The 13,974-nt window shown below is 42.7% G+C and carries 14 protein-coding genes; 7 read left to right on the forward strand and 7 right to left on the reverse strand.

Annotated elements, in window-relative coordinates; translation table 11 throughout:
- The first annotated feature begins 13 nt into the window (after positions 1-13).
- Entirely contained in the window at positions 14-802 is a 789-nt protein-coding gene (locus tag ACRQQK_RS01395) for an AraC family transcriptional regulator (RefSeq protein ID WP_167413743.1), read from the forward strand.
- 562 nt (positions 803-1,364) lie between these two features.
- Here the strand turns inward: ACRQQK_RS01395 and ACRQQK_RS01400 are convergent.
- Both ACRQQK_RS01400 and ACRQQK_RS01405 read right to left on the reverse strand, forming a co-directional pair.
- Positions 1,365-3,395 carry an extracellular solute-binding protein gene (locus ACRQQK_RS01400; protein WP_457509662.1) on the reverse strand — a complete coding sequence of 677 codons (2,031 nt, stop codon included), beginning with the start codon at positions 3,393-3,395 and terminating at the stop codon, positions 1,365-1,367.
- A gap of 325 nt (positions 3,396-3,720) precedes the next feature.
- Positions 3,721-4,371 (reverse strand): glutathione S-transferase family protein, encoded by a 651-nt coding sequence (locus tag ACRQQK_RS01405; protein WP_457509663.1) that lies wholly within the window; start codon positions 4,369-4,371, stop codon positions 3,721-3,723.
- A gap of 345 nt (positions 4,372-4,716) precedes the next feature.
- Here ACRQQK_RS01405 and ACRQQK_RS01410 point away from each other — a divergent pair, with 345 nt between their 5' ends.
- A complete protein-coding gene (locus tag ACRQQK_RS01410; protein ID WP_457509665.1) occupies positions 4,717-6,255 on the forward strand; it encodes a histidine-type phosphatase in 1,539 nt (512 codons plus the stop codon).
- Positions 6,256-6,345: 90 nt separating this feature from the next.
- On the opposite strand, the gene ACRQQK_RS01415 is transcribed toward ACRQQK_RS01410, so the two are convergent.
- Positions 6,346-7,272: a M14 family metallopeptidase gene (locus ACRQQK_RS01415; RefSeq protein ID WP_457509667.1), complete on the reverse strand. Its 927-nt coding sequence runs from the start codon at positions 7,270-7,272 to the stop codon at positions 6,346-6,348.
- Positions 7,273-7,393: 121 nt separating this feature from the next.
- On the opposite strand from ACRQQK_RS01415, the gene ACRQQK_RS01420 reads away from it, so the two are divergent.
- The 3 genes from ACRQQK_RS01420 (at position 7,394) to ACRQQK_RS01430 (ending at position 10,292) form a co-directional block, all read left to right on the forward strand.
- Entirely contained in the window at positions 7,394-8,302 is a 909-nt protein-coding gene (locus tag ACRQQK_RS01420; RefSeq protein WP_457509669.1) for a DUF808 domain-containing protein, read from the forward strand.
- 143 nt (positions 8,303-8,445) lie between these two features.
- Positions 8,446-9,579 (forward strand): 23S rRNA (uracil(747)-C(5))-methyltransferase RlmC, encoded by a 1,134-nt coding sequence (gene rlmC, locus ACRQQK_RS01425; RefSeq protein ID WP_457509671.1) that lies wholly within the window; start codon positions 8,446-8,448, stop codon positions 9,577-9,579.
- A gap of 173 nt (positions 9,580-9,752) precedes the next feature.
- Positions 9,753-10,292 carry a L,D-transpeptidase family protein gene (locus ACRQQK_RS01430; protein ID WP_457509673.1) on the forward strand — a complete coding sequence of 180 codons (540 nt, stop codon included), beginning with the start codon at positions 9,753-9,755 and terminating at the stop codon, positions 10,290-10,292.
- Between the two features lie 35 nt (positions 10,293-10,327).
- On the opposite strand, the gene ACRQQK_RS01435 is transcribed toward ACRQQK_RS01430, so the two are convergent.
- Positions 10,328-10,648, reverse strand: coding sequence for an antibiotic biosynthesis monooxygenase family protein (locus ACRQQK_RS01435; protein WP_457509675.1), 321 nt, complete (start codon positions 10,646-10,648; stop codon positions 10,328-10,330).
- Between the two features lie 37 nt (positions 10,649-10,685).
- Positions 10,686-11,177 (reverse strand): DUF1993 family protein, encoded by a 492-nt coding sequence (locus ACRQQK_RS01440; protein WP_457509677.1) that lies wholly within the window; start codon positions 11,175-11,177, stop codon positions 10,686-10,688.
- Between the two features lie 183 nt (positions 11,178-11,360).
- Here ACRQQK_RS01440 and ACRQQK_RS01445 point away from each other — a divergent pair, with 183 nt between their 5' ends.
- Together ACRQQK_RS01445 and map are read left to right on the forward strand one after the other, a co-directional pair.
- Positions 11,361-11,585: a ParD-like family protein gene (locus ACRQQK_RS01445; RefSeq protein WP_042481345.1), complete on the forward strand. Its 225-nt coding sequence runs from the start codon at positions 11,361-11,363 to the stop codon at positions 11,583-11,585.
- The gene (gene map / locus ACRQQK_RS01450) at positions 11,578-12,363 is read left to right on the forward strand and encodes a type I methionyl aminopeptidase (protein WP_457509679.1); all 786 of its coding nucleotides are present in this window, start codon (positions 11,578-11,580) and stop codon (positions 12,361-12,363) included. The genes ACRQQK_RS01445 and map overlap by 8 nt, the downstream gene beginning before the upstream one ends.
- A gap of 189 nt (positions 12,364-12,552) precedes the next feature.
- Here map and ACRQQK_RS01455 read toward each other — a convergent pair whose 3' ends face one another.
- Both ACRQQK_RS01455 and ACRQQK_RS01460 read right to left on the reverse strand, forming a co-directional pair.
- Positions 12,553-12,921 (reverse strand): VOC family protein, encoded by a 369-nt coding sequence (locus ACRQQK_RS01455; protein ID WP_457509681.1) that lies wholly within the window; start codon positions 12,919-12,921, stop codon positions 12,553-12,555.
- Positions 12,922-12,987: 66 nt separating this feature from the next.
- A complete protein-coding gene (locus tag ACRQQK_RS01460; RefSeq protein ID WP_457509683.1) occupies positions 12,988-13,689 on the reverse strand; it encodes a helix-turn-helix transcriptional regulator in 702 nt (233 codons plus the stop codon).
- Positions 13,690-13,974 lie beyond the last annotated feature (285 nt).

Genomic DNA, 13,974 nt, shown 5'->3' on the forward strand with positions numbered 1-13,974 from the left:
CAAAGGACATTGTGTGAAAAAACAGGCGAGAAACCTTCATCCTTCCCTAGCTATTGCTAAGGCGCCTTCAGACGTATTCATGAACTTTGAAGCGTTTTTGTCGAACACCGAAACGCGCGTACACAGCCACACTTGGGGGCAGGTTCAGTTAATTGCTGGTGGCATATTGGAAATGGAAGCGGAAGACACCCGTTTTCTTGCTCCACCTCATCTCGCAATTTGGGTTCCAGCGGGAACACGACACAAGAGTTTTAACCGCAAGCCTCTGGATTATTGCTCGATTAATATTTCAGCCGAAATGACGCACGCTTTTCCAACCAGAACCAGCTTAATTAAAGTTACTCCGATTGTTACGGCGATTATTGATGACTTCCGCATGCGTGAAATTGGTGTTGCGGAAAGTGTCGAAGACAAACGTCTGTTGCAGGTATTGATTGATCAACTTGCGACACGCGAAATGCAGCAGCACTTCTTGCCGTCCAGCCACCACAAATATTTAGCACCTATTTTAGCGGCGGTAGAAGAAAACCCGACCGATAACACCAGCTTGCAGCAGTGGGCAGAGCGAGTGCACACTACCGAGCGAACGCTTGCCAGATATTGTCAGGCAGAACTCGGTATGAGCTTTACTGAGTGGCGCTTGCGTGTTCGCTATCTTCATTCAATGGATTTATTACGAAGTGGTCATTCGGTGAAGGAGGTCGCCTTAACCTTGGGATACAACCAAGCCAGCCCGTTCATTGCTATGTTCAAAAAATACTCCGGACAGACGCCGGAGCAATATAAGAATCGTTTGTTGTAGTTTGTGAACCATATAATTACTTGCGATTGTTGGCTTTAATACCTTGATTGAAGAGTGCAGGCCCAGTTTAATTACTGTAGATGAATGTAGGGTTTAATTCTGTTCGACTGATTGGCTTTGTTGCTTACCCTTTCCTCGGCCATATCGATGTTCTCAATTTCAATGAAGCAGGGCTTAATAAAAAGGATGCTGATGCGGCATGAAAATTTGTCGGTGATAGTTACATACAACATAACTCTAACGCCTCTGACGGACCTAAAGGATTTCGCGGATTCGGTACCTTTTTACGCAAGACATATCCTGATTCCCATAGTGAAATCAAAGCCAGTGTTGTCGATGGTGATGACGTTATTCTTCATGTTCACGCAGTAAGAGAACCAGGGGAGAAAGGGGGATTAGACAATGGAAAGGTTGTGGAACACTGGGATGTGAGTCAGTCTGTACCAGAAAAGTCAGCAAATAATACTATGTTCTAGAACTCCCGGTATTTTGGCGAAAATATCGGTGATGAAAATAAATATTTTCATTGGTCAATGGTGTTAAATAGGAAGCTACAGAAAGCTTATTTCAAATAATCAGCAGCCATCATGAGTTGCCGTACTTCTTGTTGAGACTTTGAAAGGGTGTCATCAACAGACAATTTTCCCCGTAGCATATCCGCCATATTTTGCCCTACCTGACTGCCAAACGAAACAAACTCAGGAATGTCGACAAATTGTATTCCTTTGTAAGGTACAGTATATGTGGTGGCTTTTTGCTCTGAAAAAGCTTGGTTGATGGCATCTTCAACAAATACCCCAAACGGCGCCGATTCTTTGTACTGAGCCGAACTGTATGTCGATTGGCGGGTACCAGAAGGTACAGATGTCCATCCTGTAGTTTCAGCTACTTTTCTTATGTAGTTCTTCGATGTCGCCCACTGAATAAAGGTTAATGCCGCTTCCTTTCGGTTAGATGATTCAGGTATTGCCAAAGCCCAAGTCCACATCCAGTTTGATGTGATTTTTTGCATAGGGGCAGGCGCAAATCCGACTTTGTCTGCCACTGGTGATAGTGTCTTGTTATAAAGTTGACCAGCCGCAACGGTTGCGTCTATCCAGATACCACATTGTCCATTGAGGAATAGCTTTAGGTTCTCATTGTATCCATTTTTCGCAGCGCTAGGTGGACCATATTTCCTGACCAGATCGTAGTAATATCTCACCGCATCTTTCCATTCTTTTGAGTCTAATTGGGGTTCCCACTGTTCATTGAACCAGCGCCCGCCAAAAGCATTGACGATACTGGTGATGATCCCAATGTTTTCGCCCCAGCCTGGCTTTCCTCGCAAGCAAATACCATAAACCCCTTTGTCTGGGTTATGAATCTTTCTGGCGAAGTTTTGAATATCGGTAAAAGTGGGACTTTTCGGCATTTTGATTCCAGCGTTTTCGAATAAGTCTTTTCGGTAATAGGTCATGATACTTTCAGCATAAAAAGGGAGAGCGTAGAGCTCTTTTTCGATAGATAAAGAGTCTCGAAGAGAGGGAAATATATCGTTTACGTCATAGTCCTCTTTTAGATTAGTAAGTGGGATTATCCATTCGTTTTTCGCCCAAATAGGAACTTCATAGTTACCAATTACCATGACATCGTATTTACCATCAGAAAGAGCGAGATCGCTGAGGAGTCGTCGGCGTAATGTACCTTCATCCATAACACGCCATTCAAGTTTTATATCGGGGTGTTCATTCTCAAACTCTGAACTAAGAGATTGCATTATTCGCATATCGGCGTTGTTTATGCTGCCAATAGTAAGGTGGATTGTGTTTGATTCGGGTATAGGGGGAAGTAATCCATGCTTGGCTTGTATTTCATGAAGCACTCCGTCTTGTTTTATTTGGTTTAACCCAAGATTGAAAACCTTCGCCAAATGCTTTGCGTTTGGGGATTTGCTTGAAAAGCCAATGTGAAATGGCATTTCGGCGATAGGCGGTTGCTGAAACTCTAATTGACCAATGTACTGCGGTCGGTTTTCGATCATTAAGTAGGCTGCGGTATATTTGTCAATAAGTGAGAAGTTTATGCGGCCAGCATTAAGCATATCCAAGCTTTGTAGGTCACGGTTCAGTTCTATAAAGTTAATGGAGTCGGCATTTTCAATTTCAGGAATCAGATTACTGCCCCGGACTATTCCAATGTATTGCCCTTTAAGCGTATCGATGAGTCGGCTGTATGTAAGTTCTTCTGGATACTGATACTTAGTGTTCTTATGTTTAAGTAGTCCTATTGTATCACCGGGAAATGGGGCCGATGCGATGATAAATTTATCTAAAGGCGAGCCTAAGTGAATGGGCATAATGCCATCGGCTTTACCTCGTTCTATCAGTTTGTTAGCGCGAGGCCATGGATAGAAGACAACTTTGACACTGTATCCTTCCCTCAAAAATGCTTCTTTTACCACATCATAGGCGTAACCATATTCTGGGTAGGTATTCGCAATGTATGGACTTCTTTCTCCCGTAACGAGATGAACAACCTTATCTTGAGCTACTGTGAAGGCAGAAAAGCAACATAATAATATAGTGATTAGATACAGCTTCTTGATGGCCATAACTTTCCCTTTGTTATTGAAGCTGACTTAACTATAGCAGTTTATATATTTGATGCTTAGATGAGGTTTTTCGGTAAAGTTAATAGTAATCAGTACCCTATGTGTTGACTGCTGCTTAGAACGACAGGCTTGTTTGGTAAGTGTGAGTTAAATTTGAGTTTTGAATCACGGTCTTGGCGAAAGGGCCCGTTTTATCTTGACGAACTTGTGATCTTGAAATGAGCGTAGAGGAAACGAAAGAAGAATAGCGTTTATTGCAACGTTATCATATTGCTCTAGGCATTCCACCCAGAGCAATATAAACACCACGTGCTGTAACCTTGAGTTAACCGAGCTTCTTCATCGCTTTTTGATAGCTTTCTATGCTTTCAACTTGCTCTATGTATTTTTTAATGTGGTGGTAAGGAGACATATCACAACGTGCACTAGCAAGCTGCAGAGCAAGTAGCATCTGGAAATCTGCGCCTGATAGCTCTTCACCCGCGAACCATTTGTTGTCAGAAAGATGCTGATCAATAAGTTTGAGTTGCGGAATAATTCTTGGGTCGATGAAGTGCTGGTTTATCGCCTGCACAAACTTTTTAATTACAGGTTTAATAAAGAACGGCATTGGTTTATCAACGGCTTTTGATAAAACCAGTCGCATTACCAATAAAGGCATCATTGAGCCTTCAGCAAAGTGTAACCAGTAGCGGTAATTTAACAGCGCTTTAGATTCTTTAGGTTTGAACTTTTGCTCAGTGTCGTAGGTATCAATCAGATATTCAATGATGGCGCCAGACTCAGCAATCACCAGTTCTCCATCGGTAATAACCGGCGATTTACCCAGCGGGTCGATCTGCTTGAGTGACTCAGGTGCGCCGTAGGTTTTAGGGTCGCGTTGGTAAACTTTAATTTCGTAAGGAAGATTTAAAGCTTCTAATAACCACGCAATGCGATTAGAGCGAGATTGAACGAGATGGTGCAGGATAATCATAAAGGCCTCTGACGTTACTTATTGATTTATCCTGCTAGTCTCACCAATCGCCAAGCATAGGTCAATTTAAAATACGCTATACATTGGCGAGAGTTATATAAGAGGTGTGGTTATTGATATTGGTTTTTCACTGCCTACGCTCAAAGTTTAAGTGAACTAAAGTAATCGTTGGGCTAAAGGTTATTACAACAAATGGTTTCAGCACATTGGAAAGTCAACAAATCAAAGAGTTATCTGTCGTCGTAACTTATTCAAACTGCAATGAGAATGTCATTAACCGGAACTAATGTGCAGCGAGTTTCTGAAAACGTAAAACCAAATTCGCTCTGAAATTAAGGAAGATTAATGACTCGTTATACTCTGATTGCATCTGCAATTACCGTGGCTTTACTCAGTGGTTGTAGCTCTACTCACCAAAACGATGAAAGTAATGGCTATCAGTACAGCAGCAAAGCTACCTATTCTGCTCAGCAAGATTTAAACAGCTATGAAGCCGTGCCAAAAGGTTACAACGTGGTTTACAGCCAGTTGGTTGAACGACATGGTGCTCGCGCTCTATCAAGTCCAAAATACGACGTGCTGAGCAAGCAAGTGTGGGATCTGGCGAAAAAGCGCGGACAGTTGACCCCGCTCGGTGAAAAGCTTGGTCCAATTATCGATAAAGTGACGGCAGCGAATGAAAAGCTGGGCTATGGACTGCTGACGAAAGTGGGTGAAGAAGAGCCGGCAAGTATCGCTTCTCGAATGGCGCAGCGTCTAGATTCCATCATGACTAACGACAGCAATAATCCCGTTTGTATTCAAGTACAAACCTCAGGTCAAGAGCGCGCAAATCAAACTGCACATTACTTCATGCAGTCATTGGCAAATGATGTGGCTTATGTAGCAAACGATGCAAAGCAGTGTTACCAAACACAATCACAGCCAGATGAAATTGATAAACAACTGGTGAACAAGTTTGAACTCTATTTCCACAAAACAAATCCTGCAAAGAGTGCGAAATACCAACCTTACACAGCAAACTTTGAAGCCTATGATGCTTTTAAAGATTCAGAGAAGTTAGAAAGTGCCTTTGATGCCATTTCAGAGTTACCAAAAACCAAGTTGTTGGCTCGTCAAATGTTGGAGCGCATTTACACCAAAGAGTTTGTCGATTTCCTCGAAAATGATGTCTCTAACGACAAGAAGTGCGACGTAAGCGCTGAGAACTGTTTCAAGACCAACACCAAGAAACCTAGTGAAACGGAAGATGATTGGAAGTATGTGCAAAACGAGGTCGACGCTGCCTCAATGCTCTACAACATGTTCATCATTGGTCCGGGAATGCTTCGTGAGGCACAAGCTCAAGGTGGAGAGTGGGGCTTAGAGCAGTTTATTACTCCTGAAGAGTCGGCTTGGTTCTCTTATCAGTCAGATGCTGAAGATTTCTATGAGAAAGGTCCAAGCTTTGCCGATTCCAATGGCGTGGCCTACAACATTGCTAAACCGCTTTTAAAAGATATGTTCAATGAAATGGATGCAGTAGCCAACAACAATCAGGCGGTAAATCATGTGGCAAAGGTACGCTTTGCTCACGCTGAACAAATTATGCCTTTAGCAGCGTTATTGCATGTGAAAGGCAGTACTCAAGCAGCAGATCCTTCGGTGCTCTATTCTCAAGGAAATAATGAATGGCGCGGCGAATGGGTTACACCATATTCGGCAAACATTCAGTGGGATGTGTATAAGAGCGCAAACAAAGGCGGTGAAACCTTGGTGAAGATGCTTTACAACGAGAAGGAAATAGCGTTTAAAGCCGATTGCCAAGTATTTGAAGGTACGCAGTATTTTTATAGTCTGTCGGAACTTGAACGCTGTTATAGCAAAGAGTTGTCTGTTAATTAACGCGCTCTAAAAATGATTGGGTGGAGGCACTCATAAAATAAACCCCGCAGAAAGAGCTACTCTCGTGCGGGGTTTATTGTTTTCTATTGATTATGCTCGATGGCTTTTAAGTACATAATCCAGAGCACCAACTACAGCAGCAACCTGAGCGTCGTTACATTCTTCATCAGTGACTTTCGGGCTATCAGGGTAGACCTCTGTTGTTGTGCCGTATTGGCAATTGGTTGCACCACCACATAGGCCAAGCTTCTTCATTGGGTAAAGAATCACACCGTGTTGAACCACATCTGAACCGATGATCTGTCCGTTCGCGTCTGCTGGCGCAATGTGCGTTACTTTCGCAACAGATTCAATAACCGCTGCTTGGAATTCCAGTTGAGGCAATTCAGTGTCGCCAACGGTGTAGAAACCATCTGGAATACTGTCGGCTTCGTAGTCGATACCATCGCGCGCTGCTAAAGCAGGGCGAAACTCGGTTTCGTCAGTATCTGTTGTTTCATGTAAATCAATATGAACCAATATTTCTTGAGGCAGGCTTTCTACCAATGCCATTAGGTTTGCCGACTCTTCTGCTGGGCTGTCAGCATAGAACGAACGGTTTGGATCAATCGCGTTTGGGTTCCAACGGTTGATGGTTTCGTATCCCCAAGGGCTAACGCAAGGCGTAGCAATAAGATTGAAGTGCTGTTCGTAACGCTTGGCTTCGTTTGCCATAAACTTAAGTGCTCCATGCACACCGCTGGTTTCGTAGCCGTGAACGCCACCAGTAATCAATACGGTTGGTTTGTTCGCTTGCCAGTTCTTGCTTTTGATTGAGAAAAGCGGGTAGCGCTCTTTGTCATAAGACAAAGCACCGTATTGCTCCACAACAAATTCGTTTTCTAACGCTTTAATTTTTGGCACAACTTCTTGCTGATATTCGCGTTTGATTGTTGCCGTCGCACGCCATTGCAGGCGTTCAGCCTCTCCCCATTTTTGACCTGGGGTTCCGATTGGGTAAGCTTGTGAATTGTTCATTACTTTCCTTGGAATAATTATTCTCATGCCATGGGATGAGCATTATTAAAGATGTATCATCATTTTTGACAGGCTGCTATGTTACCTCTTGTTTTATACAAACCCAAAAAGAGAATGTCATATGGCTGGAGCTAGCTTACTCACTTTATTAGACGACATCGCAACTGTGCTAGACGATGTCGCAGTGATGTCGAAAGTAGCAGCAAAGAAAACAGCAGGTGTGCTGGGGGATGACTTAGCACTGAACGCTCAACAAGTCTCTGGCGTAGCCGCAGAACGGGAAATTCCAGTTGTTTGGGCTGTCGCAAAAGGCTCATTTAGAAATAAACTGATATTAGTGCCCGCCGCATTAGTCATCAGTGCTTTTGCTCCTTGGCTTATCATGCCTGCGTTATTGTCGGGCGGTCTGTTTTTATGTTTTGAAGGTTCTGAAAAAATACTGGAGAAGCTGTTTCATTCTGAGCCGAAGAAAGAACCTGATCAAGCTTTAGAAGAGATCAATAAGCTCACCATTGAAGAATATGAGAAGACAAAGATAAAAGGGGCGATTCGTACGGACTTCATCTTGTCTGCGGAAATCATTGTTATTGCTCTTGGAACTGTTCAAGATCAGCAAACCGTGACACAAGTGATTGTCGTCAGCTTAATTGCAACGATTATGACCGCAGGCGTGTATGGTTTGGTCGCTGGTATTGTAAAGCTGGATGATCTTGGCTTTTATCTGGAGCGTAAATCACAAGGTAAAGGGTTGTTGTCTAAACTGGGAAGCGTATTAGTCGCTTTTGCGCCCAAGCTAATGAAAGGTTTGACTGTGGTCGGTACTGCTGCAATGTTTTTAGTGGGTGGAGGTATTGTGGTACACAACGTGCCATTTATTCACCGTTGGGTTGAGCCTATTATTATGAAACTGCCGGATCTCACTTTAGTCAATGCTCTGGTACCTGCGTTACTGAATGGGGCTATCGGTGTGGTTGCTGGTTTAGTTGTCGTAGGGGTAATAGAAGTTATCCATAAAGTGCGCGGTAAATAAACTGCTATGTAGTTTGAATTTTCAGCGTTATGACGGGCTTATTTGCTTGCCTAGTGTGCCTCGATATTTAGGTGAAATATTTATTTGGCGATTTGTCGCTAGGCGAATAGACTAGCGCTTTTCGAAATTTGGTGACCACTGCTATGCAATGCGAGTTCTTTACTCAGCAACTATGTACTTCCTGCACGAATTGCGCTCAGCCTTATCAACAGCAGGTTTCTCTAAAAGACGCCGAACTGAAAACGCTGTTGGCTGAGTTTAATCCAGAGCAGTGGTTGTCGCCTGTCACTAGCAGTGAAACCCGATTCAGAAATAAAGCAAAAATGGTTGTGCTTGGCGCAGCTCATGCGCCAATTTTGGGTATCGAAAACACGCTCAATGGTGAACCTCTTTCTTTAACGTATTGTCCTTTGTATCCGCAAGATATGCAGGATTTATTGGCGTATCTGCAAAACTGGATTCGCACTTCCGGTATCCCGCCGTACAACAAAATAAAAAAGAAAGGTGAACTGAAGTTCATCTTGCTAACTCGCTGTGAGCATGACGGTAAGTTCATGTTGCGCTTTGTTGCGCGTAGTAAAGAGGTGTTGCCTCGCATCACCAACAATCTGCCTAGATTACTTGAAGATTTTCCTGCTATCGAAGTGGTATCAGTGAATATTCAGCCAGTACACATGGCGCGTTTGGAAGGGGATGAAGAGGTCTTCTTGACCGAGCAAGAGTATCTGATTGAGCGTTTCAACGATGTACCACTGGTTATTCGTCCTAAGAGCTTCTTTCAAACCAACCCGAAAGTTGCACAGGCGCTATATGCGACGGCTAGAGATTGGGTAACAGAAATTGCGCCAAGCAAAATGTGGGATCTGTTCTGTGGTGTCGGCGGATTTGCGCTGCACTGTTCAACACCAACAACGGAAGTGATTGGTATTGAGATAGAACCTGAAGCGATTGCCAGCGCAAAGCGATCTGCGCAGGAGATGGGTATCGATAACCTGAGTTTTGCCGCGTTAGATTCCGCCCAGTTTTCTCAATCACAAAATTCAGCACCAGATCTTGTGTTGGTCAATCCACCACGTAGAGGTCTTGGTCGCAGTTTGACGGACCAACTGGAAGCACTTGCGCCAAAGCATATTGTCTACTCAAGCTGTAATCCTCACACTATGAATGAAGACGTGAAGAACTTACCAAGCTACAAAGTGGTGAAAGTTCAGTGGTTTGATATGTTTCCGCATACCAACCATGCTGAGGTGTTAGCGCTTTTAGAAAGAGTAAGCTAGTCAGTTGGAGTTAACATCGCCGAGTTTGTTTGCTTTTCGACTGACAGAAACTGCGATAGATTGAGCAAAGTCTGGCTATCATTGATAGAGAATGACAACTAGATGCGTGGGACTAAATTGGTTAATAATGACCCACGCTCAACATTAGACACTGACTCAACTTAACGACAAACATGCAGCGACTACTGATTTCATTCCTTTCATTACTGATAAGCTGCACGGCCTTTGCTCAGGGCAATGTGTTACGTGGCCCGTCAATCAAAGCTCACTTGTCCAAAACTGAAGTGGCGAAAGTCGATCTGGTCAAAGTTGATAAGTCCAAACGCCGTATGTATCTCGTATCCCAAGGCGAAGTGATTAAAGAGTATCGCATCGCTTTAGGGAAATCTCCGCGAGGACATAAGCAGCAGGAAGGTGACCAACGAACGCCGGAAGGGCGCTACTATTTGGATGACATTATGCCAAGTAGTCAGTTTTATCGTTCGATGAGTATCAGCTATCCGAATCTAAGAGATAAATTGCGCGCACAGGCAGAAGGCGTTGATCCCGGCGGTGAAATAAAAGTGCACGGCTTAAAAGGTGGCTATGATGGAGACCCACAATTTATCCAAAGCTTTGACTGGACAAATGGTTGTATCGCGTTAACCAACCAAGAGATGGACGAGTTTTTAAGCCTAGTGAGAATTGGGACGCCGATAGAAATTGAATGGTGATTTAAACCATAGTTCTTCTTCGTTATCGAGATTAGTTATGCCTGAGCTTGGAATGGTTGTAGGTAATCATCACAGACTTCAAGCTTATAGGCCGTCTTCGAGCTCAGCAGACAATCGTACATTTTTTGGCGAGAGATCTTATAGAGTTCATCGCTGATAACATGATCTTTTTCCCATTGTTCTCTACTGGGCCATTGTGCATACCCGACGAAAATATTCGGTACATCCGACTGATGAAGCCGAGAGCCAAAGCTACCACAATGCTGATAAATAGCTTTGGTCACCTCTAGCCATGATTCCCGAAATACGGCTTCGCTTCCCTCTTTAACTTCAAACTCATATACAGCGATGAACATGATCCTTTCTCCTTTAGTGCCAATTTAAGGTGCGAACCTATCGAATGAAGCTAAAGCCAATTGGATAGGAATGTAAACCATCAAAATCCCCTTTGCTCAGTGGAACGCCTTCTTTCCTTGCTATTGCATATACCATGCTGACATGGAACATGTAGTTCGGAATTATATAACTGAATATAAAACGGCTTTGAGGAAGGTTGATTTTGTTGAAGCCCGCAGAATCTGAAAGCAGCAAGCTATCGTCGAGCTCCGTCACCTCTGGGAATTCATTTAATAACATATGAACGTCTGAAATGAGACGAAGAACTTTCTCTTTCCCAAGTTGAGAGCTCGTAAAAGAAATCACATCTTTTCCGATTAAAGGGCAATATCCCCTTAAAAGAAAGTTCGCGGCTATTTGTGCATTCATCTCAAGGGAGTACATACCTTCCGTTAGGGAATCCGCAAATAACTCTTCAGGCACTTTTTCAACAACAACTTTTAGTTGTTCCAGATAGCCTAAGAACAAATTTTTAATTGAGTTTGTCATTTTTCCACACAAGCCTTTAGAGGAGACTATCTATATAAAACTAAGAACATAGTCGGCTATAAGAAAAAGCAGGTCAACGTCTAACATGCTCTAAAAAGAACATCTAACTTAGATCCTTCAGATTTGACACGGTATCCAAAATAAGTACACTACGTATACGATTTGTATATTAAGCGTATGTTTATGGGAATTGTTAAAATCTCGGATGAGCTTCATGAAGAACTTCGCAAAGCAAGTTCGGTTATGTCACGTTCAATTAATTCACAAGCAGAGTTTTGGATCAAAATGGGCATGTTAGCCGAATTACACCCTCAACTTTCATTCAATCAAATCATTGCGAATCTGATGCAATCAGCGAATGTTTCTGCTTCAAATGTTTCGACGGCGGAAGAGTACACTGATGCGTAAGGAAGTATTGATTAAATCAGAACAAGACATCGCATTGATGCGAGAATCTGGAAGATTACTTGCTCAGGTTTTTAAAATGCTTGATGACTACGTTCAACCTGGCATTTCAACGATGGATATCAATAACAAAGTTGAGCAATATATCGTCAATGAACTGAATGCTCGTCCTGCAAGCAAAGGTCAGTATGACTATCAGTACGTCTTAAATTCATCCTTCAACGAAGTTGTGTGTCACGGAGTACCAAAAGAGACTGAGATCCTAAAAAGTAGCGATATTATCAACCTAGATATTACTCTCGAAAAGAATGGATTCATTGCAGATTCAAGCAAAATGTATGTGATGCCTTCAGCCTCACCACTCGCTGTTCAGTTGGTCAACACAACCTACAAAGCCATGTGGGAAGGGATTAAACAGGTTAAGCCTGGAGCTAAACTTGGTGACATTGGCTATGCAATACAGCGATATGCCGAGTCTCATGGGTACAGTATTGTAAGAGAATACTGTGGGCATGGAATAGGGCGCGAAATGCATGAAGAACCACAAGTGCTTCATTATGGCCTGCCAAATAGTGGACTCACGTTAAAAGAGGGGATGATATTTACTATCGAACCTATGGTTAATCAGGGTACTGCGAAGATAAAGACCAAGAAAGACGGCTGGACTGTGGTTACCCGAGATAAGAAGCTTTCTGCTCAATCTGAACATACGGTATTAGTCACAAGTTCGGGTTATGAAGTTCTGACGTTAAGAGAAGAAGAACAGCTGCCTCAGATGTAAGCTCACTCTAAGTCCTGAGTGGCGAAATATTCAAACATGCTCGGTCAATTAAAAACAACGTATGTTTCGATTCGACTTGCGGCAATGAAGAGTCAGCGCAGATTGGCTGACTCAATCGTTGAGCTTTTTGATGAAAGATCTCTTCGCGGTAGCGGCTAATAAACCTAATCACCAGTAAAGAGCAGGTCGTTATTGATTAGCTACAAACAGACGTATTCTGTGACCATCGGGATCAACGGCAACTGCGCTAAGGCCAAAGACAACCTTTGTTGGTGTTTGGAGGAATTTTACGCCCTTCGATTGCCATTGGTTAAACAGATGGTGCATTGTCTCTGAATCTTTAACTATCAGAGAGAGCTCCGTTCCGCCACCGGTAACCTGAGAAATCGGGTCTGCTTGAGCTAACTGCTTCAGCTCAATATTGATACCTATTTTCAATGGGAAAGAAACAAAGGTTGGCGATAAAACTTGCCCTTCACAATCAAATACATCGCTATAGAAGGCTTTACTGGTTTCAATATCTTCCACATACAAAACAAACGAATCAAATGTAAACATACATGCTCCAAAGGTAATACAGTAAGATTTGATTGTTAATGTAATGAACCCCAGTGACAGTTTTTGTCAGTAGCGTAATTTTGACTGGTTAATTCCCTCTTCTTGTTGCCATTTCTTTAGCAACTCAGATCGATGCGGTAAGTACTTTTGTTCAAGTGTCTGCCAATCTTCAATTCTATCTAACCGAAAATTGCGAAACTTATTTCTTGTTTCACACCAAGCGACCAACACATAGTACTGCTGAAACATACCAATCAGTATTGGCCAAATTACCCGTGAGCTTGAGTTTCCTTTTAAATCTAGGTAGTTAATATTAGCTTTGTATTGGTGTTTGATTGCCTTTCGAATATCAGACATATCAATGGTCAATTCTGGCACTTCAATAATCGATGCTACTCGTATGACTTCTTCGCTGTGCTTTACTTTGTGATTCGCTGGCAATACGGCTGAAATTTTAGCAATGGCATTTTGAGCGGATTCACTGAATTCTCCATTTGCTTGTTTGGAAATCCAATCAGCCCCTAGCATAAGCGCCTCTAACTCCTCCATTGAAAACATCAGCGGAGGCAAGGTGAATGTTGGCTTCAAGATATAACCAAGACCTGCTTCTCCTTCTATTTCTGCACCTTGTGTTTGCAGTGTCGCAATATCACGGTAGATGGTACGCACACTGACATTTAACTTCTGGGATAAGTGTTCAGCGGAAACAGGGTATTTATGACACCGCAGCAATTGCAGTAAATCGAACAGTCGTTGGCTTCTAGACATAAGAGCAAAGTATTCAGTTAAGTGGAATGGTAATAAGAATCGCTGTGGTACCCACTATAACTTTTATCGCTATGTTAGTTGTACTGAAAAATAAGTACAGAGGCCACGATTTACCTGTCTGAATACCACTATGCGTAATAGTCATAGATAAAATGTAAACCTTTCATTTTACTCATATCATCAAATCATTATTATTTGTGTGGATATATCACCAACAGCAATGTGTATTGCGAGTATTCAGATCTTAGAAGACTGCTGTAACAAAACATTGAGTTTGTGGGTGGA

It is taken from the genome of Vibrio sp. C8, assembly GCF_054051265.1.

What these genes read in the sequence shown, in the direction of transcription:
- ACRQQK_RS01400 (WP_457509662.1), bottom strand. Translation starts at nt 3,395, where the DNA reads ATGGCCATCAAGAAGCTGTATCTAATCACTATATTATTATGTTGCTTT.
- ACRQQK_RS01405 (WP_457509663.1), bottom strand. Translation starts at nt 4,371, where the DNA reads ATGATTATCCTGCACCATCTCGTTCAATCTCGCTCTAATCGCATTGCG.
- ACRQQK_RS01410 (WP_457509665.1), top strand. Translation starts at nt 4,717, where the DNA reads ATGACTCGTTATACTCTGATTGCATCTGCAATTACCGTGGCTTTACTC.
- ACRQQK_RS01415 (WP_457509667.1), bottom strand. Translation starts at nt 7,272, where the DNA reads ATGAACAATTCACAAGCTTACCCAATCGGAACCCCAGGTCAAAAATGG.
- ACRQQK_RS01420 (WP_457509669.1), top strand. Translation starts at nt 7,394, where the DNA reads ATGGCTGGAGCTAGCTTACTCACTTTATTAGACGACATCGCAACTGTG.
- rlmC (WP_457509671.1), top strand. Translation starts at nt 8,446, where the DNA reads ATGCAATGCGAGTTCTTTACTCAGCAACTATGTACTTCCTGCACGAAT.
- ACRQQK_RS01430 (WP_457509673.1), top strand. Translation starts at nt 9,753, where the DNA reads ATGCAGCGACTACTGATTTCATTCCTTTCATTACTGATAAGCTGCACG.
- ACRQQK_RS01435 (WP_457509675.1), bottom strand. Translation starts at nt 10,648, where the DNA reads ATGTTCATCGCTGTATATGAGTTTGAAGTTAAAGAGGGAAGCGAAGCC.
- ACRQQK_RS01440 (WP_457509677.1), bottom strand. Translation starts at nt 11,177, where the DNA reads ATGACAAACTCAATTAAAAATTTGTTCTTAGGCTATCTGGAACAACTA.
- ACRQQK_RS01445 (WP_042481345.1), top strand. Translation starts at nt 11,361, where the DNA reads ATGGGAATTGTTAAAATCTCGGATGAGCTTCATGAAGAACTTCGCAAA.
- map (WP_457509679.1), top strand. Translation starts at nt 11,578, where the DNA reads ATGCGTAAGGAAGTATTGATTAAATCAGAACAAGACATCGCATTGATG.
- ACRQQK_RS01455 (WP_457509681.1), bottom strand. Translation starts at nt 12,921, where the DNA reads ATGTTTACATTTGATTCGTTTGTTTTGTATGTGGAAGATATTGAAACC.
- ACRQQK_RS01460 (WP_457509683.1), bottom strand. Translation starts at nt 13,689, where the DNA reads ATGTCTAGAAGCCAACGACTGTTCGATTTACTGCAATTGCTGCGGTGT.